We start from the raw sequence: 23,674 nt of genomic DNA, 5'->3' as shown, positions 1-23,674 counted from the left end.
GAACATGAAAAACCTTATATATTTTATACTTTTCTTTACATTAATTACAAGTTGTTCTGTAAGGGAAAAACCTGTTTTTATAAAGGTAGATAATGTAAAGGTAACTTCTTTTAAAGGAGATACAATTCGTTTAAAAGCAGCAGCTTTTTTTGAAAACCCGAATGATGTTGGTGGTGTTATTTCTACGGATGAAATTAAAGTAATTATTAATGGAGCAGAAGTTGCTCAGGTTTCTTCAGATGAATTTGAAGTACCAGCAAGAAAGGAGTTTTCTATACCTTTGACTGTAGTAATTCCTGCTAAAAAAGTCTTTGATAATAACAAAAATGGAATCTTAGGAGGTTTGTTAAATTCATTTTTAAATAAATCTATAAAAGTGCAATTTACAGGGGATTTAAAATACAAAGTTTTTGGATATTCTAGTGTATATCCGATAGATCAAATTCAGGAAATTAAATTTTAATTGTTGGTGATAGATCACAAATTATACATAAAACGTTGCTTACAAATAGCCAAAAATGGGATAGGCGTTTCGCGTCCTAATCCTTCTGTAGGTGCCGTTGTAGTATATCAAAATAAAATTATTGGCGAAGGTTTTACATCCGCTTATGGCGGTAATCATGCAGAAGTAAATGCAATTAACGCAGTAAAAGACAAAGCGCTTTTAAAAAAGGCAACGATCTATGTAACTTTAGAGCCTTGTTCTCATTTTGGTAAAACGCCACCTTGTGCAGATTTAATTGTAAAACATCAACTAAAGAATGTAGTTGTTGGTTGTGTAGATTCTAATAGTTTGGTTGCTGGTAAGGGGATTGAACGTCTTATAAATGCAGGAATTAATGTTATTGTAGGCGTTTTAGAAGATGAATGTAAAGAACATCACAATCGTTTTTTTACGGTTCAGAATAAAAAAAGACCTTATATTATTTTAAAATGGGCACAAACTAAAGACGGATTTGTTGCTCCTTTAACAAAAGATGAACAGAAACCAGTTTGGATTTCTACTCCATATTCTCAGCAATTAGTCCACAAATGGCGAGCACAAGAACACGCAATTTTAGTAGGGACAAATACGGTTATTGCAGACAACCCGAAGTTAAATGTAAGGAGTTGGACGGGGCATAACCCTGTTAGAATTGTTTTAGATGGTACTTTAAGAATTCCGGAAGACAGTAATATTTTAGACGGAAGTGTAAAGACGATTGTTATTTGTGATAAAAAAATACTGAATAGCAAGGAGCTTCAACCCCTTGAAATAATAAACATCATTTTTGAAGCAATTGATTTTCAAAATAATATAGCAAAACAAGTTTGCGATGTTTTACAAAAACACCAAATTCAGTCTGTAATTATAGAAGGAGGTACACAAACTTTACAAACTTTTATTGATGAAAATATTTGGGATGAAGCGCGTGTTTTTGTTGGAGAAACCACATTTAAAGTAGGAGTGAAGGCACCTGTTTTTAAGAAAGTAGTTAAAGAAGAAATAAACATCAAAACAGATGTTTTAAAAATATATACAAATGATTAAAAACATCATTTTCGATTTTGGCGATATTTTTATCAACCTAGATAAAAAACGTTTTGCAAAAGAATTACTAGACTTAGGGATTTCGCAAGAAGCAGAAGTCAATTTGCCAATTTTGAACGAGTATGAAATGGGATTGATTTCTACAGAAGAGTTTGTTGCTTTTTTTGAAGCTAAGTTCAATGTTCCAAAAGAAAAATTAGTGAAAGCTTGGAATTCTATTCTGTTAGATTTTCCATTAAACCGATTAAAATTTATTGAAGATTTAGCAGAAAGTAAAAAGTATAGATTATTTTTATTAAGCAATACCAACGATTTACATATTTCTTGGATTCAAAATAATGTTGGAATGGAATTCTATAATTCCTTTAAAATTTGTTTCGAACAGTTTTATTTAACACACGAAATTCATTTAAGAAAACCCAATGTTAATATTTATGAATTTGTGTTGAATGAGAATAATTTAATAGCAGAAGAAACACTTTTTATAGATGATACTAAAGAAAATACAGTTTCTGCAAATACTTTAGGCATTCATACTTGGAATTTAATTCCGGGTGAAGAAGAGGTAACAGAATTATTTACAAAAAAGGAAAATTTATTTTGATTTATTTAATTTTCAGCATTCTTTTTTCAACCTCACTATTTGTCATATTTAAATATTTTGACATATATAAAATTGACACTTTAAAAGCAATTGTTGTAAATTATTTAGTTGCTTTCGCTTTTGGATTCAGTTTGTCTGAAATTACATTTTCTTTAAATGAGATTCCTGAGAAACCATGGTTTTTTGGAGCTATTGTTTTAGGAGCATTATTTGTTGCTATCTTTTTTGTAATGGCAAATACAGCGCAACAAAATGGAGTTTCAGTAGCTTCTGTTGCAGGGAAAATGTCTGTGGTTATTCCGGTAGTTTTTGGTGTTATACTGTATGATGAATCTGTAACATATTTAAAAATTATAGGAATTTTAATTGCGCTAGTTTCTGTGTATTTAGCTTCTGTAAAAGAGGATAAGAACAGCTTTAAAAAAGCAGGGTTAATGTTTCCTATATTGCTCTTTTTTGGTTCTGGAGCTATAGATACAACACTTAAATATGTTCAAATTAATTTTGTTCAGAATAATGAAGCGGCTCTTTTTTCTGGAAGTTTATTTGGTTTTGCTGCTTTTTTTGGATTGCTTATTTTATTGATAAAAACACTTCAAAAGAGAGAACCATTTGGTTTTAAAAATATAATTGCAGGTATTGTTTTGGGAATTCCGAATTATTTTACAATTGTATTTTTAATTAAAGCGATGCAAACATCTGGATTTGAAAGTTCTACTTTATTCACAATAAATAATGTATCTGTAGTTGTAGTGTCAACCTTAGTTGGATTATTGTTGTTTAAAGAAAAATTTAGTTTAAAAAATAAAATAGGAGTTGTTTTGGCAATTATAGGAATTGTCTTAGTAACCATTGCTTAATATGTTAGAAGACGTTTATAAAACAATAGAAAAACCATCTGAAGAAACCCTTTTTAAAGAAAAAGGATCTAAGTTTTTTGGATATGTTTTTCCTGTTTTATCAGAAGAGGATGTAAAAGAACATTTAGAAGACTTAAGAAAGAAACATCATGCTGCACGTCATTTTTGTTATGCCTATCAATTAGGTATTGAAGATGTGAAATTTAGAGCAAATGATGATGGAGAACCTAATAATTCTGCCGGTTTACCAATTTATGGTCAAATACAATCTTTTGAGGTAACGAATGTTTTAATTGTTTCTGTCCGTTATTTCGGCGGAACAAAATTGGGGGTTGGAGGTTTAATTTCTGCCTATAAAACATCTGCACAAATTAGCTTAGAGGCTGCTGATATATTAGAAAAAACCATAAATATTTATTATAAGTTAACTTTTGAGTACGATATGATGAATGCCGTACAAAGAATTATCAAAGAGAAAAATATTGAGATTACCAATCAAAAATTAGAAATGAATTGCGAGTACACCATTTCTATCAGAAAAAAAGATGCACAAGCAATTTATACTATTTTTGATACTTTATATAAAGTAGATATTAAAGAACTAGAGTAGTATTTTAGTTCCAGAATGTTTTTCTCTGTTTAAAAAATTAATACCCCAAACCTTTTAATAAATGATCTGGACAGCGAGTTGGTTTCATCGTTTTAGAATTCATAAAAGCTAAAACAGAACTTCCTGTACAAATGAGTTCGTCATTTTGATTTACAATTTCATAATCAAACTCAATTTTAACCATTGGTTTCTTTTTCAATATTGTTTTTATGGTTAAAACGTCGTCATACAAAGCAGATTTTATAAATTTAAAATTTATAGAAATAACAGGAAGCATTATCCCACTTAATTCCATATCTTTGTATGTAACCCCTAAAGAACGCATCCATTCGGTACGTCCTAGTTCAAAAAATTGCGCGTAATTACCGTGATACACAACCCCCATCTGATCGGTTTCTGAATATCGGATTCTAGTTTTTGTTATAGATTTTTTCAAGTGATATAATTAATTAGTGTTTTGTGTATTCTACGTAAAAAATAGTTAATAATCAATAGCAAATTGATTTTTTTATACTGAATTTTATTCACATTTTTGTACCACCTTAAAAAAGGCATCATAAGCCCTTTTTAAACCCTAATTATAACACAAAAAATCGCTAAAATTAAATGATTATAAATGCTGACTCAGTTTGGGATGAATGTTTGTCTTTTATAAAAGATAACATAAAACCGCAAGCATATAAAACTTGGTTCGAGCCAATAAAACCGGTAAAACTTTCTGGCGAAGCGTTGACTATTCAGGTGCCTAGTAAATTTTTTTACGAATGGTTAGAAGAGCACTATATCAAATTATTACGTGTTGCTTTGGTAAAACAATTAGGCAACGATGCTAAATTGATTTACGATGTAAAAATGGAAAACAATTATAGCAGTAATAGACCGCAAATTGTTAAAATCCCGAGTTCTAACAGAGATCCTTTAAAGCCACAAAGAGTTACTGTTCCTTTAGAGTCTAATAAAAGAGAATTAAGAAACCCTTTTGTAATTCCTGGATTACAAAAAGTGAAAATAGAATCTCAATTAAACCCTAATTATAGTTTTGCAAACTTTATAGAAGGAGATTCTAATAGATTGGCACGTTCTGCAGGTATGGCAGTGGCAAATAAGCCAGGAGGAACCTCTTTTAATCCATTATTAGTATATGGTGGTGTTGGGTTAGGTAAAACACATTTGGCGCATGCTATTGGTGTGGATATCAAGGATAAATACCCAGACAAGACTGTTTTATATATTTCTTCAGAAAAATTTACACAACAGTTTATAGATTCTGTAAAATCAAATACAAGAAATGATTTTATTCATTTCTATCAAATGGTAGATGTGTTAATTATAGATGATGTACAATTCTTGTCAGGTAAAGCTGGTACACAAGATGTATTCTTCCATATTTTTAACCATTTACATCAAAATGGAAAACAGGTTATTTTAACTTCGGATAAAGCTCCTGTAGATATGCAAGATATTGAGCAGCGCTTATTATCTCGTTTTAAGTGGGGGTTATCTGCGGAGTTACAAGCACCAGATTACGAAACTAGAATTTCTATCTTACAGAATAAATTGTACAGAGATGGTGTAGAAATGCCTGAAGATATTGTAGAATATATTGCAAAAAATATAAAATCTAACGTAAGAGAATTAGAAGGTGTTGTTATTTCTATGATTGCACAGGCTTCTTTTAATAGAAAAGAGTTTTCTGTAGAATTAGCAAAACAGATTGTAGATAAATTTGTAAAAAACACTAAGAAAGAGGTTTCTATAGATTATATTCAGAAAGAAGTTTCTAAGTATTTTGATATGGATGTAGCAACTTTACAATCTAAAACACGTAAACGTCATATTGTACAAGCGCGTCAGTTAGCCATGTTTTTTGCTAAAAGATTAACAAAGACTTCTTTAGCAAGTATTGGTAATCAAATAGGACAAAGAGATCATGCAACGGTATTACATGCTTGTAAAACGGTAGATAACTTAACAGAAACCGACAAGCAGTTTAAAAAGTACGTAGAGGATTTAACTAAAAAGTTGACTTTCTAAATAGTAGATTTTCGAATAACTTATTGATATTTTAATTTTACGCTCTTAAATTTTTTAAGAGCGTAATTGTTTCTTATTTTTATCAAAAATTATTTTTATGCAAAAAATATTGATGGTTTGTTTAGGGAATATATGTCGCTCTCCCTTGGCAGAAGGAATTTTACAATCTAAAGTAAATTCTAATACTGTTTCTGTAGATTCTGCAGGTACAGCTGCATATCATATTGGTAAACTTCCGGATGAACGCTCTATAGAAGTTGCTCAAAAACATGGAATAGACATCACTAAGCAAAGAGCAAGAAAATTTGTTGTAAAAGATTTTGACGAATTTGATATTATTTTTGCAATGGATGATAGTAATTATCAAAACATACTGTCGTTGGCCAGAGATAATACTGATGAGCAGAAGGTAAGAATGATTTTAAATGAAACACATCCTACTAAAAATTTAAGTGTTCCAGATCCATATTATGGAGGAAATGAAGGTTTTGAAAATGTGTATAAAATGTTAGATGAAGCTTGTGATATTATTGCGGATAATTTGTCTTAAATAAAGGATGTTCTTTATCAGTGAGAGCCTGTATAATAAGTGTCAAAAAAAATAAAAATATTATTTCTACGTTTTTAGTTTGTCTAAAATCGTGAAAACTGTATCTAAAATATAAAAAATGATTGGTAAACTCTATTTAATCCCCACTACTTTAGGAGAAACTGAACCTTTAGAAGTAATGCCTTTATCAGTTAAAAAAGTAGTTGAACAGATTGATTACTATATTGTTGAAAATGAAAAATCAGCAAGAAGATTTATTAAGAAAATTTCACCTAAAAAATCGCAGCCTTCACTTCAGTTAATGTTGTTAGACAAATATGCTGAAGAATTAGAAACGTCTAGGTATTTAGATATTTGTAAAGAAGGAGTTAATGTTGGGTTATTGTCTGAAGCTGGTGTGCCTGCAATTGCAGATCCTGGTGCAAGTATTGTTAAGTTAGCACATGAAAATAATATTCGTGTAATTCCTTTAGTTGGACCATCGTCTATTATCATGGCGATGATGAGTTCTGGTATGAATGGGCAGAACTTTGCTTTTAACGGGTATTTGCCTATAGATAAATCGGATAGAAAAAAAACGATAAAAGATTTGGAGAGAATTTCTCAAGATAAAGATCAATCTCAAATTTTTATAGAGACACCTTATCGGAATGATAAAATGTTGGCAGATTTAAAAGCGACTTTATCACCAACTACCAATTTATGTATTGCGGCAGATATTACTTTGCCATCAGAATATATAAAAACTATGATGATTAAAGACTGGAAGCATCAACAACCAGACTTACATAAGAAACCAGCTATTTTTATTATCCATAAGTAGTCTAAAACAGACTCTAGTATATTGCTGTATTTTAGACTAAAGTTCTATTAAAGACTTTGTGATGTAAATATTATAAAAGATACTGATCAAAAAAAACACTTAATAATCTATAGATTATTAAGTGTTTTTTTTTGAAGTCTAAAAATGAAATAAATATGTCTTTAGGCTTATAACTTTGTGATATTAAATAACGTTTAATTTTTTTCCAACTGTTACAAAAGCTTCAATTGCTTTTTTGATATGTTCTTTAGAATGTGCAGCAGACAATTGGACTCTAATTCTTGCCTTTCCTTTTGGTACAACAGGGAAGAAGAAACCAATAACGTAAATACCTTCATCTAGCAAGAGTTTTGCAAATTCTTGAGCAATTTTAGCGTCATAAAGCATTATTGGTACAATTGGGTGTGTACCTTCTACAATTTTAAAACCAGCCGTTGTCATTTCAGATCTAAAAAACATAGTGTTCTGTTCTAGTGTATCTCGTAAATCTGTAGATTTTGTTATTTTATCTAATACCTTTAGTGTAGCACCAACAATTGCAGGAGCCAACGTATTTGAAAATAAATAAGGGCGAGAGTTCTGTCTTAAAATATCAACTATTTCTTTTCTTGCTGCTGTAAAACCACCAGATGCACCACCTAAAGCTTTACCGTAAGTTCCAGTAATAATATCTACTCTATCCATTACATTATGGTATTCATGTACACCTCTTCCGGTTGCACCAATAAAACCAGTAGAATGGCATTCGTCAATCATTACTAAAGCATCATATTTGTCTGCTAAATCACAAATTTTATCTAATTGAGCGATGGTTCCATCCATAGAAAATGAACCATCTGTAACAATTAATCTACGTCTAGATGAGCTAGCTTGTTTTAATTGTTCTTCTAGATCCGCCATGTTGTTATGAGAATATCTAAATCTTTTTGCTTTACAAAGACGAATACCATCAATAATAGAAGCGTGGTTTAAAGCGTCAGAAATAACAGCGTCTTCAGCAGAAAGTAAAGGTTCAAATAAGCCTCCATTAGCATCAAAAGCAGCAGCATATAAAATACAATCTTCCATTCCTAAAAAAGCGGCAGTTTTTTCTTCTAATTCTTTATGAATATCTTGTGTTCCACAAATAAATCGAACAGAAGAAAGACCAAAACCATGTGTTTTTATAGCATTTATTCCTGCTTCTAGTACGTCTGGATGTGATGCAAGTCCTAAATAATTATTGGCACAAAAATTAAGAACATTGTCTTGGTTAACTGTGCTAATATTTGCTCCTTGTTTAGAGGTCAATATACGTTCGCTTTTAAAAAGACCATTAGATTTTATAGTTTCTAATTCTTTTTTTAAATCGTTTTTTATAGTGCCGTACATAATATTATGAATTTATAAGGTTATTATTATATTTAAGTTCCAAGTTTTTTAACATCACTTTTGTTAAAGACTTGATATCAAATTTTGGTTTCCATTGCCAATCTTTTCTTGCTTCCAAATCATCTATACTTATTGGCCAAGAATTTGCTATTTCTTGTCTAAAGTCTGGTGAATAAGTTACTTTAAAATCAGTATAGTTTTCTTTAATACAAGTTTCTAGTTGATTAGGGTTGAAGCTTAAACCAGAAATATTATAAGACGTTCTTATTGTTATTTTGTCTTTTGGAGCTTCCATTAATTCTAAGGTGGCTCTTATAGCGTCATCCATATAAATCATTGGTAACGTAGTATCTGCATTTAAAAAACACTCATAATTCTCGTTCTTAACAGCTTTATGAAAAATATCTACAGCATAATCAGTTGTACCTCCACCTGGTAAAGATTGATAACCAATAACACCAGGATATCTTAATGATCGCACATCTAACCCGTATTTATCGAAATAGTATTTTCCCCAATTTTCTCCTGCAGCTTTACTAATTCCGTATACCGTAGAAGGTGTTAAATTGGAAGATTGAGGAGTATTTAAGCGTTCTACATTATTCCCGAAAACGGCAATAGAGCTAGGGAAAAACACTTTACTTATTTTATGAATTCTAGAGACTTCTAAAACATTAAATAAAGTTTTCATATTTAAGTCCCAAGTACTTAATGGATGTTTTTCTCCATTTGCAGACAAAATAGCTGCTAAATGGTATATTTGAGTGATTTTATATTTTAATACAATTGCTTCTATAGCATCAAAGTCTGTAACATCTAGAGTTTCAAATACCCCATTAAATGTTGGGTTTACTCTTAAATCTGTTGCTATTATATTTTTAACCCCGTATTTTTCTTGTAATTTTTCGGCCAAAACAGTGCCTAATTGACCACTAGATCCTGTTATTAAAATAATTTCTTTATCCATTTTTAATAATATTTTGAAAGGATAAAATTAAATATTTGATTAATTATAAAGTTAATTTCACTTAGTTTAATTTAAAAATAAGTATTTTTATCTTTATTTAATCAGTATTTAAATTTTAAATACTTTTACATGGGTGTATGTAAGCCCCTAACAAGTGATTTTATCTTTATATGGAAAAAATAGACGAAACAGATTTAAATATTTTAAGAATTCTTCAAGAAGATTCTAAAAAAACAACAAAAGAAGTTGCAGAGATGCTTAATCTAACTCCTTCTCCAGTGTATGAGCGTGTTAGAAGATTAGAAAAACGTGGATATATTAAAAAGTACGTTGCACTTATAGATAAAGACCTTCTAAATATTCCTATTACAGCAATTTGTATGGTGTCATTAAGATACCACGATGAAGGCTTTATAGATAAATTTGAAAAGCAAATTAGAGGTTTAAAAGAAGTACAAGAATGTTACCATATGGCTGGTAAGGTTGACTTTTTTTTGAAAATTAACTTAGGTAGCCTTAATGAATATCATGAGTTTGTAAGGCTAAAACTTTCTAAAATTGAGAATATTGGTGTTTTAGAAAGTTATTTTGTTTTAAAAGAAATAACTCGTACCACGGGGTATTGCATATAAAACTAATAGTATTATTAAGAGCTGTATTCTGTTAATTAACTATTAATAACAGTAGCGTCTTGGTCTGCTATAATATTAGAAACATTATAACCTCCAAAGTTCTTTAAATAAGACTTTATAGAAGAACCGTAAGCATCAGAAAAGCCTTCAACACCGTTACTTCTTAAATATTTTTTTACGTTTCCAGCACCACTTAAATGAGCAGCTGCTAAGATACCAGATTCTGTAATTTTAATACCGTTTATGGTTTTTCCTACAGAACGTCTAATATCTTTTCTTAAAATCCATTTATTTACTTTACACAAAGCTATAAATGCCTTTTCTTGTAATTCTGGATCTTTTAAAAATGCTGTTGTATTGTAAATTTTAAATCTTCGTAAAGTTGTTCTTCCAAATTGGTATTTTCCTAAATAACCTAATGTGTTTACTACGGTATAACTTCCTTGAGATTCTTTAAAAGCCAATGCTTCTTTAAAGCCTACAAAGTCCTTTTGTAAATAAGGAATGTTATAGTCTACGAATTTTGGGAAAGTAACTTTGTTGTGAGTACCTATTTTTTTATCAATAGAAGTTGCGTTGATAAATCCTAAAAATACGATACTTAAAAATAAAAACTTTTTGATAAACTAAATTTTCTGTTTTGCGGGTGCAAATGTATAACCAAATTTAATTATACTGATAATCAATATGTTAAATTTTATTAAAAATACATATAATGAAATGTTAAAGCTCCTTTGGTGTTGATTTCAAGAGTAGGAGCAGGTATTTTTATGAAGTTTACAACAGAAAAGACAGATTTTAAGAATTCCGAATTTGTCTTTATTTTTGTTAAATCGAGGTCTAAACTTAGGTAGAATTGTCGGTAAGCATCTTGCTGTATTGGGTTTACTGCGTTTGAGTTTCCATAAAGCATGCCTTCGGCTCCATACCCTAAAGCAACATTTAGCCATTTTGGAAATGAACTTTTCTTGTTAAAAGACCAAATATTAGCAGAAAGCCAATACGTTTGTCCGTTATAATCCTTTAAAGCTTGTTGTAAATAGTTTTCTCCTAAGGTATTTGGTCGTTGTTTTGCAAACTTGGTTTGATTAAAAGAGTACTTAACTGTAATACGTTGTTCTTGCCATAATAATTCTTGTCCTATTAACAATCCAGTTCCTGTTGCGTTTGCAAGAACATCACCAGGTGAAGCTCCCCATTCTTCAGAAAAACCATCTAATACTTCTACAGCAGTTAAAAAAGCAAAGCCTGCTGTTGCTCCGTAAATTAATTGGTTTTTTTTAGAAACTCCAGCCCAATCTAAAGTTTCCATAGCAACTTTACCAAGATAGTAGGAAGTCATAAAATGTCCAACTTTATCCATTTGCTTCCAATCTTTATTGTCATTTTTAAAATGAAAACTTGAACGTGGATAATCTTGATACCAAAGTTGGTTTAAGGCAATTAAAGCGCCTCCAGCCATTACACTTTCGGTAAGAATAATAGCGTTTTTTCTTTTTGTATTTAAGGTGTCAGATTTTTTATAAAATGATGAGTTTTGGGCATGAGAGAAAATCGTCAATAAAAAAAAGAGAGAAAAAACAATTAATTTATTTAATTTCAATTTTATCATTTTAAAAATATATAGGGTTGTATTTTACAACAGTAAGAAGAGATAAACGTTACTATTACTTATAAAACTATCTATTAATACTTTGTTTGTTCATCCATTGATGATATTTTGCTGCATTTCTATTATGCTGAGAAAGTGTTTTTGCAAAAGCATGATATCCTAATTTATCTACATTAGCACACATATAAAAATAGTCATGTTTTTCTGCATTTAAAACGCCGTCAATAGATGAAATATCTGGCATAGAAATTAGCGTAGGCGGTAAACCTTTAAATTTATAGGTGTTGTAAGGAGAGTTTATTTCTAAATCTGCTGTCAATACCCTTTTTACCACATAATCTTGTCCTTTAAGTTCTTTAACACTATAGATAATTGTAGGATCTGCTTGCAAAGGCCAACCTTTTTTTAATCTATTTAAATACAAACCAGCAACAATTGGTCTTTCTATGTTTTTTGCAGTTTCTTTTTGTACAATAGAAGCTAAAGTTATCACTTCTTCTTTAGACAATTCTAATGCTTTTGCTTTTTGTAGTCTACTTTCATTCCAAAAACGATTGTATTCTACAAAGATTTTGTCTCTAAAGTTTTCTGCAGAAACAGTCCAGTAAAACTGATAACTATTTGGAACAAAAATTTGCAATACAGATTTTTCTGTCAGGTTGTTTTTAGATAAGAAACCTTTGTCTTTAAAAGAGGTTAACAACGAAATTGAATCTGTTTCTAATTGTTCTGCAATTCTTCCTGCTAATTTTTCTAAAGTGTCTTGGTTATTAAAAGATAACTTTACAGGTGTTTGGTTACCGCTTCTTAAAAGGTTTACCAACTCGTTGTTAGACATTCCTTCTTTTAGAATATATCTACCTGGTTTTGGTTTCGAAAGGTTTTTCTTAGCAGCTACTAAAAGAAAAGTGTTAGTGTTTTTAGAAAATTCAGAAATTTTTTCTTTCACATCAATTAAGCTGTCAGAAGAGTATATAAAAAGTTCTGTGTCTTTTGTAATCGATTTTCCAAATATTTTTTGATAATATTGGTATCCTATAATTCCACTAATAAAAATAACGGTAGCAATAACTGCGTATATAAATTTTTTACCCAAAGTTTTTTGATTTTTTTAGAATTGCAAAATTAGTCTTTTATCAACTGAAATAAAACTTCATCTTTAAATTTTCCTTCGGATAATATCCAATCTTTTTTTATACCTACTTTATTGAAGTTATGTTTCTTAAAAAACGAGATACTTTTAGAATTATCAGTTGTAATATTGGCATACAATTGATGCATATTTAAAGTAGAGAAAGCATATTGAATTAAAATAGAGAGTGCTTCGGATGCAAATCCTTGTTTTTGAAATTCTGGATGGATTAAAACACCAATTCCTGCTCTTTTATGCATCGGATTATAATCGAATAAATCAATCATTCCAAGTTGTCTTCTTGTCGCAGTTTCTTCAATTAATAGACGTAGTTGTTTTGCTTCGTAAATATCTAAATGTGCATTTTCTAAATACTGTCTTAGAATAAATTTAGAAAAAGGAGTTTGTGTGTGGCTAATTTCCCAAAAAGACTCGTTATTTTCTATTTGATATAGAAAGTCTAAATCTTCGGGTTCTAAAGCGCGTAATGTTATTTTTTTACCGTTTAAAGTCATATTTTTCTAAAATTAGTTTTCTTGTTAGAAAATTTATAAGCATTTAGATTATAGAATGCAAAATAAGTAAAATAATAATCTTATACAGCTTAGAGTTGCATAGAAAAAGCTTTAGTTTTTGATTAAAAATCATGGTACTCTTTAGCAAAAACTACTTTTTTCCCTGTTACTTTCTCTATCTCTAGAGCATATTTATCAAAAAAATTACAAGCTTCATAAAAAATAGAGTGGTTGTATTTTTTATTATCTGTTATTATTTCTAGGTAAGCACCACCACTTCCTTTTGCAGGTAAAATATTTTGAATACAGAATGAATTTATTTCAGTAATATCAAATAATTGTGCTAAGTTATTACTAGAAAATCCTATTTTTTTATTTTTATCATCAACCCAAATAATGGTTTTGTCTTTAAATTGAAGATTTATTTTTTTTGGTCTTATTTTTATCCTTTTGTTCTTTCGGTAATCACCAGAAATGGTAATATTTCCATTTAATAATAAGAAATCGGAAATAACCATCCGTTCTTCGTAACTTTCATTACGCAGTAATTCTGGGTATTCTCTTTTATTCTCTATCGATAAAGAAGTATAACCACCATTAAAATGCCAATCACTGTCATAGGTATAACAAATTGATAAGTGCATTCCTTTTAAATTGAAATTTATATTTTTTTGATCTACTCTTTCATAACCGTTATTCATTTTGCTACTAGCTAAATCTTTGTTTAAAATTTTCTTTAGCTGTATATAACTTTCATCAGTTGCTATACTATTAAAACAATGTGTGTAAAAGTGTAGAACAGGAACATCAGTTCTATCGTTTTCAAAATAAGCACTAAAATCTTTTAAAAGAATATTTCCAATACGTACAGGAGCATTAAATTTTAGCAATTTTTGTCCGTAAGGTGATTTTTTAAATAAAGTATTTTTATTTTTTTCTAATTCCTCATACGAAGTATCCCAAGAAATGAATTGCTTGGGTTGAGACTGCACTTCAAACCCTAGGTTATAATCGGTATCATCATACTTTAGTATTTCAAAAGTAGGAGTATATTTTTTTCTCCAAATTTCTTTTTTTAAAACGGTTGTTTTTACAATATTTTTAAAAAAAATAGGATTATTAAAATCAAACTTAGCAGATAACTCTTGGTACATTTTACTGAATCCGGTATAGTTAACAGGTATAAAGTTTTGATGGTAATCAAAAAGGAAAAGATAGGCTAATTGATTCCTTTTAATAGTGATATATGCATATTGTAAATCTTTTAAGTTTACAGTACAACTATGTATTCCTTTAGTATCTGTACAAATAATTTGATTGTTTTCAATTTTCACATTTCCTTCATTACTTTCTTTCGGAAATATTTCAGTTTGGTCTTTTTTTGTGTTAAAAAGATTTTTTAAAATACTCATAATCTTTATTTGTAGTGAATGTCAGAGTCAAAAGGATACCATTTTTTGAGATTAATATTTAAAAAGTAATTTCCCCTTTAAAAACAAAAGTAGCAGGTCCTTTTAAAAATACATTTGTGTAAATTCCATCCTTTTCAGAAAAAGAAACCTCTAAATTTCCACCTTCAACAGGTAAAGAAATTAAATTACTTGTTGTTTTTCCCGTTTTGTGCATGGCAATTGCAACTGCTGTCACTCCGGTTCCGCAAGCTAAAGTTTCATTTTCAACACCTTTTTCGTAGGTTCTTACTCTAAAAGTAGTCTCATTAATTTTCTGAGCAAAATTCACATTACTTCCAGGAGCACTATAAGAATATCTTATTTCTTTTCCTTTTTCAAAAACAGGAAAATTATCTAAATCATCGACTAATTCTACATGGTGTTGGGTTCCTGTATATGCAAAAACTGAATTCTCCTTCAAGATAATTTCATCAACATCTATCATTTTTAAAGAAACAATTCCATTTTCAATTGTAGCTAAATGAGGACCATCTACAGCAATAAAGCTCGTTTTAGAGGTAATAATTTCTAAGTGTTTTGCAAAAGCAACTGCACATCTGCCACCATTTCCGCAGAAAGTTTCACTTCCATCAGCATTAAAATAAATCATTCTAAAATCGAAATCGGTATCGTTTTCAATTAAGATAACTCCATCTGCACCAACACCAAAATTTCTATCACAAAGTTTCGCTATATGGGCAATGTTTTCTTTCGGAAAAGTTAGAGTTCTGTTATCTATCATAACAAAATCATTTCCGGTTCCTTGGTATTTATAAAAGTCTAAATTCATTAGCACAAATATATGAATTTAAAGAATAAAAAAGCACTGTTAAAAAGCGGTTAAAGTCAGTTAAAATCAAGTTAAACAGATTTTTTGAAATTGTTATAATTGTATATTTGAGTAATAAAAATTTAAAATCATGAAAAAAATACTAAGTTTATTAGGAATGGCAGTTTTAGGAGGCGCTATCACTTTAGGCGGATATAAAATGCTATTTAATGAAAATGTGGTTATAGAAAGAAGTTTTTCTCACCCCATAAAAACGGTTACGGCAAACTATAACCCAGCATTAAACAATGCAAATGCAATAGCCAATTCTGTAGATTTTACGGTTGCTGCAGAAAATACCGTACATGCCGTAGTTCATGTTAAAAATACTGCGATTAGAACACAATCTAGTCCGATAGATCTTTTCTTTGGTAATAGTAACGGAACCAGAAAATTTGAGCAAGTTGGTACGGGGAGTGGTGTAATTATTTCGCAAGACGGTTATATTGTATCTAACAATCACGTTATTGATGGAGCGTCTGATATAGAAATTACTTTAAATAATAGAAAAAAATATAAAGCACAATTAATAGGTACGGATAAAGATAACGACATTGCATTGTTAAAAATTGATGTAGATTTTGATTTACCTTATATTCCGTTTGCAAATTCAGACAATATAAAAATTGGAGAATGGGTTTTAGCAGTCGGTAATCCTTATAATTTAACATCTACAGTTACTGCAGGTATTGTGAGTGCAAAAGGCAGAGATTTAGAAGGAACTAGGTCTACAGATTCTTTTATTCAAACAGATGCAGCGGTAAATCCAGGAAATAGTGGAGGAGCTTTGGTAAATACACGTGGTGAGTTAGTGGGTATTAACACGGCAATTACTTCTAAGACAGGTTCTTTTATTGGCTATTCTTTTGCAGTTCCGTCTAATATTGCTAAAAAAGTTGTAGATGATTTATTAGAATTTGGTACTGTGCAAGAGGCTATTTTAGGGATCAACATAAATCAAGAAGATGGAGATATAGAAGGAGTGTTGATTGCAGGAGTTAGTGATGATGGTGGTGCGCAAAAAGGTGGTTTAAAATCTGGAGATGTTATTAAAAAAGTTAATGATGTTAAGATTTCTAAATTCTCTGAGTTAAGAGGTCAATTAACAGCAAAAAGACCAGGAGATTTAGTAAATATTACGATTGATAGAGATGGAGAAGAGATCACTAAGAGTATAACATTAAGTAAAAAAGATGCTTATGTTTCTAGAAAATTAGGAGTTGTTTTAAAAGATGTTTCTAAAAAAGAAATTAAGAAATTTGATATTCCTGGAGGTGCTAGAATAATGACCAATCAAAATAGAAATCTTAATTATTATGGTGTAAAGGAAGGCTATATTATTACAAAAATTAATAAGAAGCCAGTTTTAAATGCTAGTGATGCTGTAAAAGAAATAGATGCATCTTTTGGAGCGGGAAATCCAATTTATATAGAAGTTATCAATTTAGACGGAGAAAGAGAGCGTTATGCTTTTAGATAGAATAGAAAAATAACAATAATTAAAATCCTGATAATTTATCAGGATTTTTTTATTTACGAAAACTTTACGAAATCGATTTCGTATTCAAGGAAAAAGAAATACTTTTGCCTGAAATTTATTTTAATTTTCAATATGTCAATAATTTTAGATTACGAAAAAGAGGTAATTACACAAGCTCAAAATAGAAGAGCAACAGTAGAGTTTATCACTATTGTAAATGATTTATGGTATGATAAATCTATTGAACTTGTATTATTTAGAAACACTTTAATAGACAAAAGAGCAAGTGAGGTTTTAAATTTAATAAACTATGCTAAAGAATTTGTAAACAAACCAATTTCTATACAAGATGCCTTAGGTATTGCAAAAGCAATTCAGCAAATAGACTTACCATCTTCTAAATTAGATATTGGTAAACTTGCTTACGAGTGTTATTTAAGTCCTATAAAAGGAGCTGATAAAGTGGCTTTTGTAAGGAACAAATTAAAAGGCGCTACAGAATCAGAGAACATTCAACCTAAAGATGTTGTTTTGTATGGTTTTGGTAGAATAGGTCGCTTATTAGCGAGAGAGCTTATGTCTAAAATGGGGAAAGGCTCACAATTAAGATTAAGAGCTATTGTAACTCGTGGCGAAATAAATAGAGAAGTTTTAGAAAAAAGAGCTTCTTTATTAAGTATAGATTCTGTGCACGGAGATTTTTTAGGAACTGTAGAAATAGACGTAGAGCACAACGCTCTAATTATAAACGGAACAACAGTTCATTTAATTTCTGCAAATAATCCAGAAGAAATCGATTATACCAAATACGGAATTAAAGACGCATTAATTATAGATAATACAGGTGCTTTTAGAGATGATGTTGCTCTGGCAAGACATTTAAAAGCAAAGGGGGCAAGCAAAGTTTTGTTAACAGCTCCAGGAAAAGGAATTCCTAATATTGTACATGGTGTAAATCACAAAAAATATAATCCAGATTTGGTAGATATTTTTTCTGCCGCATCTTGTACAACCAATGCAATTACACCAATTTTAAAAGTATTAGAAGATAATTTCGGAATTAAAAAAGGACATTTAGAAACCATTCATGCATACACAAACGACCAAAATTTGGTAGACAATATGCATAGTAAAAATAGAAGAGGAAGAGCTGCGGCTTTAAATATGGTGATTACAGAAACTGGTGCCGGTGCTGCAGTTGCTAAGGCAATTCCTGCATTGGCAGGTAAATTAACATCTAATGCAATTAGAGTTCCAGTTCCTAATGGATCTTTGGCAATTCTCAATTTGCAGTTAAATACAATGGTTTCTACAGAACGTGTAAACTCAATTATAAAAAAATATGCCTTAGAAGGCGATTTGGTGGAACAAATTAAATATTCATTAGACAATGAGTTGGTATCTTCAGATATTCTAGGATCTACAGCACCTTCAATTTTCGATAGTAAATCTACAATTACAGACAAGGAAACTATTGTAATTTATATTTGGTACGACAATGAATATGGATATTCACATCAAGTAATGCGTCTCGCAAAACACATTGCCAAAGTAAGAAGGTATACCTATTATTAAAAATCTCTTAGTGCAAGTTCATTCAATTAAAATTGAATGTAAAAACCCGAAATGTTGTTGTTTCGGGTTTTATTTTTTTAGAAGCAATTTCCTGCTTTCCATTATATCTTTTTTTGAAAAAACAAAAAAAGGATGCCATTTCAATCAGGGCTAAACTTGTTTGGCAGCTTCTGTAATTATTTTAAAAATCAATTTTTTCAATTTTAACAGTCTTATTTATTCTTCTTCAAAGAAATCAATAACAGCTTCAAAATCTTCATTTAAAAACTCTTCTTTACTCATAAAATATTCAGAGGTCGTCATTCTATAGCCTGTTTCATTTTTTTCTAAATACCAAATAATATCATTAGCTTCCACAAAAGCTTCTTCAGCATTTAATTGATCTGCAAATAATCGTTTAATCACGTTATGGCTATCTAAGTTTTGAGTAAAACATTTTAAGGCAATTTCTTTCGTAATGTTTATTTCAGCGTTTCTAGCTGGAGTAATTTCAAAATCTACAACAGTCGCTTTTGTATTTGGGAATTTTCCATTAAAAGCTTTGTATAAAAGCTGGTTTATAATAAAAAGTGTTTTGTGTAATTCAATTTTTGGGTATTCCTCAGAAATCTTATCCACCAACATTTCATAAGAAAGAGAATCTATTTGTCCCTCATTTAAAACATCCGATAGTTTATAATCTAAAACAATGGCAGCTGCTTCATTAGGTTCTTTTTCCGAAATTGCCATAAAAAGTAATTCTCTTAACTCTTTAATGTCATTTACATTATTATTGGCAAAATCAAAACGTACCAAAAGTTCTTTGTAATCTTCAATACTCCAAGAATTCTCCAAGTCATCTACTGTAGAAATTTTGTTTATTTTAATAGCGTACTTCATTTTTTACTTCATTTTTGAATGTCCATGTAAATTACATATTATTCAAATTAATAACAAGTTATTTAGTAGTATTATTGTTTTTTTAACAGAAAACAGTTGTCTTTTTTTAGTTATAAATAGCTCATTATTTTACACTCCTTTTTTGATTAAACAAACTTTTGTTGCCAACCCTCTTTTTACTATTTTTACACATCTTAATAATCCGTTTTTATATGAAATCTCATCAAGATTTACCCTATTTTCAAATACCAGAACCTTCAACAGAATTTACTGCGGGTTCAACAACTAGTAGAATGATAGATGGTTTGGGGTTTAGATATTATTGGGCAACAGATGGTTTAGTAGAAAAAGATTTAACTTTTAAGCCAAATTTAGAAGCAAGAACAACAGAAGAAACGATAGATCATATTTATAATTTATCAATAAGAATTTTATATGCTACTTTAAAAAAGGTAAATGGAGGTGAGCAACCTGAGCTCACATTTGTAGAAAAAAGGAAAAAAACACTAGAAAACTTATTACAAGCAAGTACAATTCTTAGAGAAAGTAAAGATGTTTCTGATTATAAAATTTTATTTCCAGATAAAGAGTTTTCTTTTTGGTGTGTAATAAACGGACCAATTGCAGATGCAATTTGGCATGTTGGACAAATAGTTTCGTTTAGACGCTCTACTGGAAACCCTTTTTCAAATAGAGTAAGTGTATTAACAGGAAAACAACAAGATTAATTTTTTATTTAAGAATGACAAATCAACAAAAAATAGTAGCACTTCGTGATGAATTAAATACACATAATTACAATTATTATGGGTTAGATAACGCATCAATTTCAGATTACGAGTTCGATATAAAATTAAAAGAATTAGAAAAGTTAGAAGCAGAAAACCCTGAGTTTTTTGATCCAAATTCTCCAACGCAAAGAGTAGGAGGAACGGTAACAAAAAACTTTAATACGGTTGTTCATAAAAATAGAATGTATTCTTTAAGCAACTCCTATTCTAAAGAAGATTTATTAGATTGGGAAGAAAGAGTGCAAAAAGTTTTGGGCACAACAGAAGTAGAGTATACTTGTGAGCTAAAATTCGACGGAGCTTCCATTAATTTAACCTATGAAAATGGTCAGTTTGTTAAAGCTGTAACACGTGGAGATGGTTTTCAAGGAGATGAAGTAACACCTAACATAAAAACAATTCGTTCTATTCCTTTAAGTATAAAAGAAGACTTCGTCTCTAATTTCGAAATGCGAGGAGAAATCATTTTACCTATTGAAGGTTTTAATAAAATGAATGAAGAGCGTGTAGAAAACGGAGAAGAAGAATATAGAAACCCAAGAAACACCGCAAGCGGAAGCTTAAAATTACAAGACAGTACAGAAGTTGCAAGAAGACCTTTAGATTGTTTATTATATCAAGTAGTAGCGGAGGAACGAAAATACAAAACCCATTTTGAGAGTTTAGAAAACGCTAGAAAAGTAGGTTTTAAAGTTCCAGAAACCATCACTTTGGTAAAATCGATTGATGAAGTTTTCGATTTTATCACCAATTGGGATACAAAACGACACAGTTTACCTTACGAAACTGACGGAATTGTAGTTAAAGTAAATAATTTATATCAGCAAGAAGAACTAGGGTACACAGCAAAAGCACCAAGATGGGCAATTGCGTATAAGTTTAAAGCCGAACAAGTTTCAACGGTTTTAAAAGAGATTACGTATCAGGTTGGAAGAACCGGCGCAATAACTCCGGTCGCAAATTTAGAACCTGTGCAATTAGCAGGTACAACAGTAAAAAGAGCCTCATTGCACAATGCAGATCAAATTTCAAAATTAGATATTAGAGTAGGAGATACTGTTTTTGTGGAAAAAGGGGGAGAAATTATTCCTAAGATTATTGCTGTAGATTTTTCAAAACGACCACAAGACTCAGAACATACAATTTACGCAACCAATTGTCCGGTGTGTAATACAGAATTGATAAGAACAGAAGGAGATGCAAAGCATTATTGTCCAAACGAGTTTGGATGTGCGCCTCAAATTACAGGAAGAATTCAGCATTTTATTTCTAGAAAAGCCATGGATATCGATGGTTTAGGGGGTGAAACGGTAGATTTATTACGAAAAGAAGGACTTGTTAAAAGTTATGCTGATTTATATGATTTAACCGTAGATCAGGTTATTCCGTTAGAAAGAATGGCAGAAAAATCTGCTCAGAATATGATTGACGGAATTATCAAATCAAAAGAAATTCCGTTCGAAAAAGTATTATTTGCACTCGGAATTCGTTTTGTAGGAGAAACGGTAGCTAAAAAATTAGCAAAACATTTTAAATCAATAGACAATTTAATGTCTGCAGATTTAGAAACGTTAATAAGCGTAGACGAAATAGGAGAGAGAATAGCGCAAAGTATTATTGAATTTTCTACAAATCAAGAAAATATCGATTTAATAAATCGTTTAAAAACATCGGGAGTTCAATTAGAAGTTTCTGCTGAAAGTTTAGAGAATCAAACAGATAAACTAGCAGGACAAATATTTGTAGTATCTGGCGTTTTTTATCAAATGAGTAGAAATGAATTAAAGAAAGCTATTGAAGATAATGGCGGAAAAGTAAGTTCATCAATCTCTAAAAAAACAAATTTTATTGTTGCTGGTGATAATATGGGACCATCAAAATTAACAAAAGCAGAGAGTTTAGGAATTGCAATAATTTCTGAACAAGATTTTATAGATAAAATTAGTTAAAAGATAACTTTGGACTCTAATTTGCAGTAAATAATAGAAATAGTTGACTTTCATTTTCAACTGATGCTGTCTTGTAATATGATAATAAAATTGAAAAAACTTCTTTACATATATATAGTACTAATTTCGGCAGTCTCTTTTTCTCAAATACAAGAAACAGATTCCTTGCCTATTAATGACGACGATTATGTTTTTGTAAAACCAGGAGATACATTAGTTGTAAATCTTAATGAGTTTTCATTATTACCAAAACATAAATTCAGTTCAAGAGAAGATGTTCGTTATTATTTGTGGTTCCGTAGAAAAGTATTTAGAGCCTATCCCTATGCGCAACTTGCCTCAGAAAGGTTAGATTCTTTAAATGTAAGATTAGAAAAAATCGAATCTAAAAGGAAAAGAAGACAGTACACAAAGATTATTCAAAAATACATAGAAGGCGAGTTTACAGATCAAATTAAAAAGATGACTACCACAGAAGGTCGAATCCTCATTAAGTTAATCCATCGTCAAACAGGTGAAACTGCATTCGATAATATCAAAGAATTAAGAAGTGGTTGGAAAGCATTTTGGTACAATACGACGGCAAACGTTTTTAAACTTTCATTAAAAACAGAATACCATCCAGAAACAGAAAATGAAGATTTTCTAATAGAGGATGTCTTGCAACGTGCATTTCAAGAAGGTAAGCTTAAACCTCAATCGTCAAAACTCAATTTCGATTTTACTAAAATAATTATAGAAAGAAAGTCAGAGATTAATGTAGAAGAATACAAACTGTTTTTTTCTAAAATGCGTAAAAAAGGAAAAATTAGAACTTCTAAGAATTAATATTTTCTTTTGGGTGTTCCCTTTTTTTTAGTTTATACTATATAAATATCGTTATTATTTAATGACCAACATCAATTTAAAGAAGGTTTTAGATAAAAAAGGTCGGGCTTTCCACTATATCTTTTTGTATGCTTATTTCTGCTATCGCTACAATAATCATATAAAAAGGATGCCGTTTCAATCCCTAACACAGCTAATTTGCCAAATGAAGTTCCTTTTCAAAGAATCGTACATATATAAGTAATGCTTTAATACGGAACAAACACTATGGAGTACTTCCTTAACATTTAAGACAAAACCATCACCAAGACCTCACAGGTTTTTAAAACCTGTGAGGTTTATTAGTTCTAATAACTTGATAATTAGTGTTTTATTCTTAGGGGCTGTTTGTTTTTGTATAGATTACATATAAGTCTCAATCAAATACACCTTGTCCATTGTTATTTAGCCAAAGAAAACCCCACAACTTATGTTCCACTATGTGTCAGAAAAACTTGTTTCATAGTTTTTTTAGAGTAGTAAGATAATAATAACTCTTTTTTCTCCATTAGTAAGGCACCCAATTCGTCGAATTCATCCTATTTATAAATATGCACCTATATATAAGAGCTCATATTATTCCGGTTTTAAGAATTACTTTGTGGAAATTCT

The 23,674-nt window shown here is 30.1% G+C and carries 24 protein-coding genes; 14 read left to right on the top strand and 10 right to left on the bottom strand.

Annotated elements, in window-relative coordinates; genetic code table 11:
• The first annotated feature begins 4 nt into the window (after positions 1–4).
• From GQS57_RS14250 to GQS57_RS14230, 5 genes are read left to right on the top strand one after another with little or no spacing between them, the layout of a single operon-like run.
• Complete coding sequence (locus tag GQS57_RS14250; protein WP_165733538.1) at positions 5–463, top strand: LEA type 2 family protein; 459 nt, start codon at positions 5–7, stop codon at positions 461–463.
• A 6-nt stretch (positions 464–469) separates the two neighbouring features.
• Positions 470–1,531, top strand: a complete 1,062-nt coding sequence (gene ribD, locus GQS57_RS14245; RefSeq protein WP_165733699.1) for a bifunctional diaminohydroxyphosphoribosylaminopyrimidine deaminase/5-amino-6-(5-phosphoribosylamino)uracil reductase RibD — start codon at positions 470–472, stop codon at positions 1,529–1,531.
• Entirely contained in the window at positions 1,524–2,135 is a 612-nt protein-coding gene (locus tag GQS57_RS14240) for an HAD-IA family hydrolase (RefSeq protein ID WP_165733537.1), read from the top strand. Before ribD ends, GQS57_RS14240 begins: the two co-directional genes overlap by 8 nt.
• A complete protein-coding gene (locus GQS57_RS14235) occupies positions 2,132–2,995 on the top strand; it encodes an EamA family transporter (protein ID WP_165733536.1) in 864 nt (287 codons plus the stop codon). Before GQS57_RS14240 ends, GQS57_RS14235 begins: the two co-directional genes overlap by 4 nt.
• A gap of 1 nt (position 2,996) precedes the next feature.
• Entirely contained in the window at positions 2,997–3,605 is a 609-nt protein-coding gene (locus GQS57_RS14230; protein WP_165733535.1) for a YigZ family protein, read from the top strand.
• Between the two features lie 37 nt (positions 3,606–3,642).
• Here GQS57_RS14230 and GQS57_RS14225 read toward each other — a convergent pair whose 3' ends face one another.
• Positions 3,643–4,041 carry a thioesterase family protein gene (locus tag GQS57_RS14225; RefSeq protein ID WP_165733534.1) on the bottom strand — a complete coding sequence of 133 codons (399 nt, stop codon included), beginning with the start codon at positions 4,039–4,041 and terminating at the stop codon, positions 3,643–3,645.
• 170 nt (positions 4,042–4,211) lie between these two features.
• On the opposite strand from GQS57_RS14225, the gene dnaA reads away from it, so the two are divergent.
• From dnaA to GQS57_RS14210, 3 genes are all read left to right on the top strand, one after another.
• Positions 4,212–5,639, top strand: a complete 1,428-nt coding sequence (gene dnaA, locus GQS57_RS14220; protein WP_165733533.1) for a chromosomal replication initiator protein DnaA — start codon at positions 4,212–4,214, stop codon at positions 5,637–5,639.
• A 97-nt stretch (positions 5,640–5,736) separates the two neighbouring features.
• The gene (locus GQS57_RS14215; RefSeq protein WP_165733532.1) at positions 5,737–6,189 is read left to right on the top strand and encodes a low molecular weight protein-tyrosine-phosphatase; all 453 of its coding nucleotides are present in this window, start codon (positions 5,737–5,739) and stop codon (positions 6,187–6,189) included.
• A gap of 118 nt (positions 6,190–6,307) precedes the next feature.
• Positions 6,308–7,012: an SAM-dependent methyltransferase gene (locus GQS57_RS14210; protein ID WP_165733531.1), complete on the top strand. Its 705-nt coding sequence runs from the start codon at positions 6,308–6,310 to the stop codon at positions 7,010–7,012.
• A gap of 183 nt (positions 7,013–7,195) precedes the next feature.
• On the opposite strand, the gene kbl is transcribed toward GQS57_RS14210, so the two are convergent.
• Together kbl and GQS57_RS14200 are read right to left on the bottom strand one after the other, a co-directional pair.
• Complete coding sequence (gene kbl / locus GQS57_RS14205) at positions 7,196–8,383, bottom strand: glycine C-acetyltransferase (RefSeq protein ID WP_165733530.1); 1,188 nt, start codon at positions 8,381–8,383, stop codon at positions 7,196–7,198.
• Between the two features lie 4 nt (positions 8,384–8,387).
• A complete protein-coding gene (locus tag GQS57_RS14200) occupies positions 8,388–9,350 on the bottom strand; it encodes an NAD-dependent epimerase/dehydratase family protein (RefSeq protein ID WP_165733529.1) in 963 nt (320 codons plus the stop codon).
• A 170-nt stretch (positions 9,351–9,520) separates the two neighbouring features.
• Between GQS57_RS14200 and GQS57_RS14195 the strand changes: the two genes are divergently transcribed.
• Positions 9,521–9,982: an Lrp/AsnC family transcriptional regulator gene (locus GQS57_RS14195; RefSeq protein ID WP_165733528.1), complete on the top strand. Its 462-nt coding sequence runs from the start codon at positions 9,521–9,523 to the stop codon at positions 9,980–9,982.
• A 35-nt stretch (positions 9,983–10,017) separates the two neighbouring features.
• On the opposite strand, the gene GQS57_RS14190 is transcribed toward GQS57_RS14195, so the two are convergent.
• The 6 genes from GQS57_RS14190 to dapF form a co-directional block, all read right to left on the bottom strand.
• The gene (locus tag GQS57_RS14190) at positions 10,018–10,548 is read right to left on the bottom strand and encodes a peptidoglycan-binding protein LysM (protein WP_254712756.1); all 531 of its coding nucleotides are present in this window, start codon (positions 10,546–10,548) and stop codon (positions 10,018–10,020) included.
• Positions 10,549–10,682: 134 nt separating this feature from the next.
• Positions 10,683–11,594 carry a DUF2279 domain-containing protein gene (locus tag GQS57_RS14185; RefSeq protein WP_165733527.1) on the bottom strand — a complete coding sequence of 304 codons (912 nt, stop codon included), beginning with the start codon at positions 11,592–11,594 and terminating at the stop codon, positions 10,683–10,685.
• A 67-nt stretch (positions 11,595–11,661) separates the two neighbouring features.
• Positions 11,662–12,690 carry an endolytic transglycosylase MltG gene (mltG, locus tag GQS57_RS14180; protein WP_165733526.1) on the bottom strand — a complete coding sequence of 343 codons (1,029 nt, stop codon included), beginning with the start codon at positions 12,688–12,690 and terminating at the stop codon, positions 11,662–11,664.
• Positions 12,691–12,719: 29 nt separating this feature from the next.
• Positions 12,720–13,241, bottom strand: a complete 522-nt coding sequence (locus GQS57_RS14175; protein ID WP_165733525.1) for a GNAT family N-acetyltransferase — start codon at positions 13,239–13,241, stop codon at positions 12,720–12,722.
• A 122-nt stretch (positions 13,242–13,363) separates the two neighbouring features.
• Positions 13,364–14,653, bottom strand: coding sequence for a hypothetical protein (locus GQS57_RS14170; RefSeq protein WP_165733524.1), 1,290 nt, complete (start codon positions 14,651–14,653; stop codon positions 13,364–13,366).
• 58 nt (positions 14,654–14,711) lie between these two features.
• Positions 14,712–15,482 (bottom strand): diaminopimelate epimerase, encoded by a 771-nt coding sequence (gene dapF, locus GQS57_RS14165; RefSeq protein WP_165733523.1) that lies wholly within the window; start codon positions 15,480–15,482, stop codon positions 14,712–14,714.
• A gap of 130 nt (positions 15,483–15,612) precedes the next feature.
• Here dapF and GQS57_RS14160 point away from each other — a divergent pair, with 130 nt between their 5' ends.
• Positions 15,613–17,001, top strand: a complete 1,389-nt coding sequence (locus GQS57_RS14160) for a trypsin-like peptidase domain-containing protein (protein ID WP_165733522.1) — start codon at positions 15,613–15,615, stop codon at positions 16,999–17,001.
• 132 nt (positions 17,002–17,133) lie between these two features.
• Positions 17,134–18,576 carry a glyceraldehyde-3-phosphate dehydrogenase gene (locus tag GQS57_RS14155; protein ID WP_165733521.1) on the top strand — a complete coding sequence of 481 codons (1,443 nt, stop codon included), beginning with the start codon at positions 17,134–17,136 and terminating at the stop codon, positions 18,574–18,576.
• Positions 18,577–18,792: 216 nt separating this feature from the next.
• Here the strand turns inward: GQS57_RS14155 and GQS57_RS14150 are convergent, their stop codons facing one another.
• Positions 18,793–19,455 (bottom strand): hypothetical protein, encoded by a 663-nt coding sequence (locus GQS57_RS14150; RefSeq protein ID WP_165733520.1) that lies wholly within the window; start codon positions 19,453–19,455, stop codon positions 18,793–18,795.
• Positions 19,456–19,667: 212 nt separating this feature from the next.
• Between GQS57_RS14150 and GQS57_RS14145 the strand changes: the two genes are divergently transcribed.
• The 3 genes from GQS57_RS14145 (at position 19,668) to GQS57_RS14135 (ending at position 23,023) form a co-directional block, all read left to right on the top strand.
• On the top strand, positions 19,668–20,183 hold the full coding sequence (locus GQS57_RS14145) for a hypothetical protein (RefSeq protein ID WP_240915492.1): 516 nt from the start codon (positions 19,668–19,670) through the stop codon (positions 20,181–20,183).
• Positions 20,184–20,197: 14 nt separating this feature from the next.
• Entirely contained in the window at positions 20,198–22,195 is a 1,998-nt protein-coding gene (gene ligA, locus GQS57_RS14140; protein WP_165733518.1) for an NAD-dependent DNA ligase LigA, read from the top strand.
• Between the two features lie 90 nt (positions 22,196–22,285).
• Positions 22,286–23,023, top strand: coding sequence for a DUF4294 domain-containing protein (locus tag GQS57_RS14135; protein WP_240915491.1), 738 nt, complete (start codon positions 22,286–22,288; stop codon positions 23,021–23,023).
• Positions 23,024–23,674: the final 651 nt, after the last annotated feature.

The sequence above is a fragment of the Polaribacter sp. 20A6 genome (genome assembly GCF_011378915.1).
Taxonomy (GTDB): domain Bacteria; phylum Bacteroidota; class Bacteroidia; order Flavobacteriales; family Flavobacteriaceae; genus Polaribacter; species Polaribacter sejongensis.
Note: the sequence above shows the minus strand (reverse complement) of the source record. Positions and strands in the feature narration are given on the sequence as shown.

Excerpts from the sequence above, each read along its gene's own strand:
- GQS57_RS14250 (WP_165733538.1), top strand. The coding sequence starts at position 5 with ATGAAAAACCTTATATATTTTATACTTTTCTTTACATTAATTACAAGT.
- GQS57_RS14240 (WP_165733537.1), top strand. The coding sequence starts at position 1,524 with ATGATTAAAAACATCATTTTCGATTTTGGCGATATTTTTATCAACCTA.
- GQS57_RS14230 (WP_165733535.1), top strand. The coding sequence starts at position 2,997 with ATGTTAGAAGACGTTTATAAAACAATAGAAAAACCATCTGAAGAAACC.
- dnaA (WP_165733533.1), top strand. The coding sequence starts at position 4,212 with ATGATTATAAATGCTGACTCAGTTTGGGATGAATGTTTGTCTTTTATA.
- GQS57_RS14215 (WP_165733532.1), top strand. The coding sequence starts at position 5,737 with ATGCAAAAAATATTGATGGTTTGTTTAGGGAATATATGTCGCTCTCCC.
- GQS57_RS14210 (WP_165733531.1), top strand. The coding sequence starts at position 6,308 with ATGATTGGTAAACTCTATTTAATCCCCACTACTTTAGGAGAAACTGAA.
- kbl (WP_165733530.1), bottom strand. The coding sequence starts at position 8,383 with ATGTACGGCACTATAAAAAACGATTTAAAAAAAGAATTAGAAACTATA.
- GQS57_RS14200 (WP_165733529.1), bottom strand. The coding sequence starts at position 9,350 with ATGGATAAAGAAATTATTTTAATAACAGGATCTAGTGGTCAATTAGGC.
- GQS57_RS14195 (WP_165733528.1), top strand. The coding sequence starts at position 9,521 with ATGGAAAAAATAGACGAAACAGATTTAAATATTTTAAGAATTCTTCAA.
- GQS57_RS14185 (WP_165733527.1), bottom strand. The coding sequence starts at position 11,594 with ATGATAAAATTGAAATTAAATAAATTAATTGTTTTTTCTCTCTTTTTT.
- GQS57_RS14175 (WP_165733525.1), bottom strand. The coding sequence starts at position 13,241 with ATGACTTTAAACGGTAAAAAAATAACATTACGCGCTTTAGAACCCGAA.
- GQS57_RS14170 (WP_165733524.1), bottom strand. The coding sequence starts at position 14,653 with ATGAGTATTTTAAAAAATCTTTTTAACACAAAAAAAGACCAAACTGAA.
- dapF (WP_165733523.1), bottom strand. The coding sequence starts at position 15,482 with ATGAATTTAGACTTTTATAAATACCAAGGAACCGGAAATGATTTTGTT.
- GQS57_RS14160 (WP_165733522.1), top strand. The coding sequence starts at position 15,613 with ATGAAAAAAATACTAAGTTTATTAGGAATGGCAGTTTTAGGAGGCGCT.
- GQS57_RS14155 (WP_165733521.1), top strand. The coding sequence starts at position 17,134 with ATGTCAATAATTTTAGATTACGAAAAAGAGGTAATTACACAAGCTCAA.
- GQS57_RS14150 (WP_165733520.1), bottom strand. The coding sequence starts at position 19,455 with ATGAAGTACGCTATTAAAATAAACAAAATTTCTACAGTAGATGACTTG.
- GQS57_RS14145 (WP_240915492.1), top strand. The coding sequence starts at position 19,668 with ATGAAATCTCATCAAGATTTACCCTATTTTCAAATACCAGAACCTTCA.
- ligA (WP_165733518.1), top strand. The coding sequence starts at position 20,198 with ATGACAAATCAACAAAAAATAGTAGCACTTCGTGATGAATTAAATACA.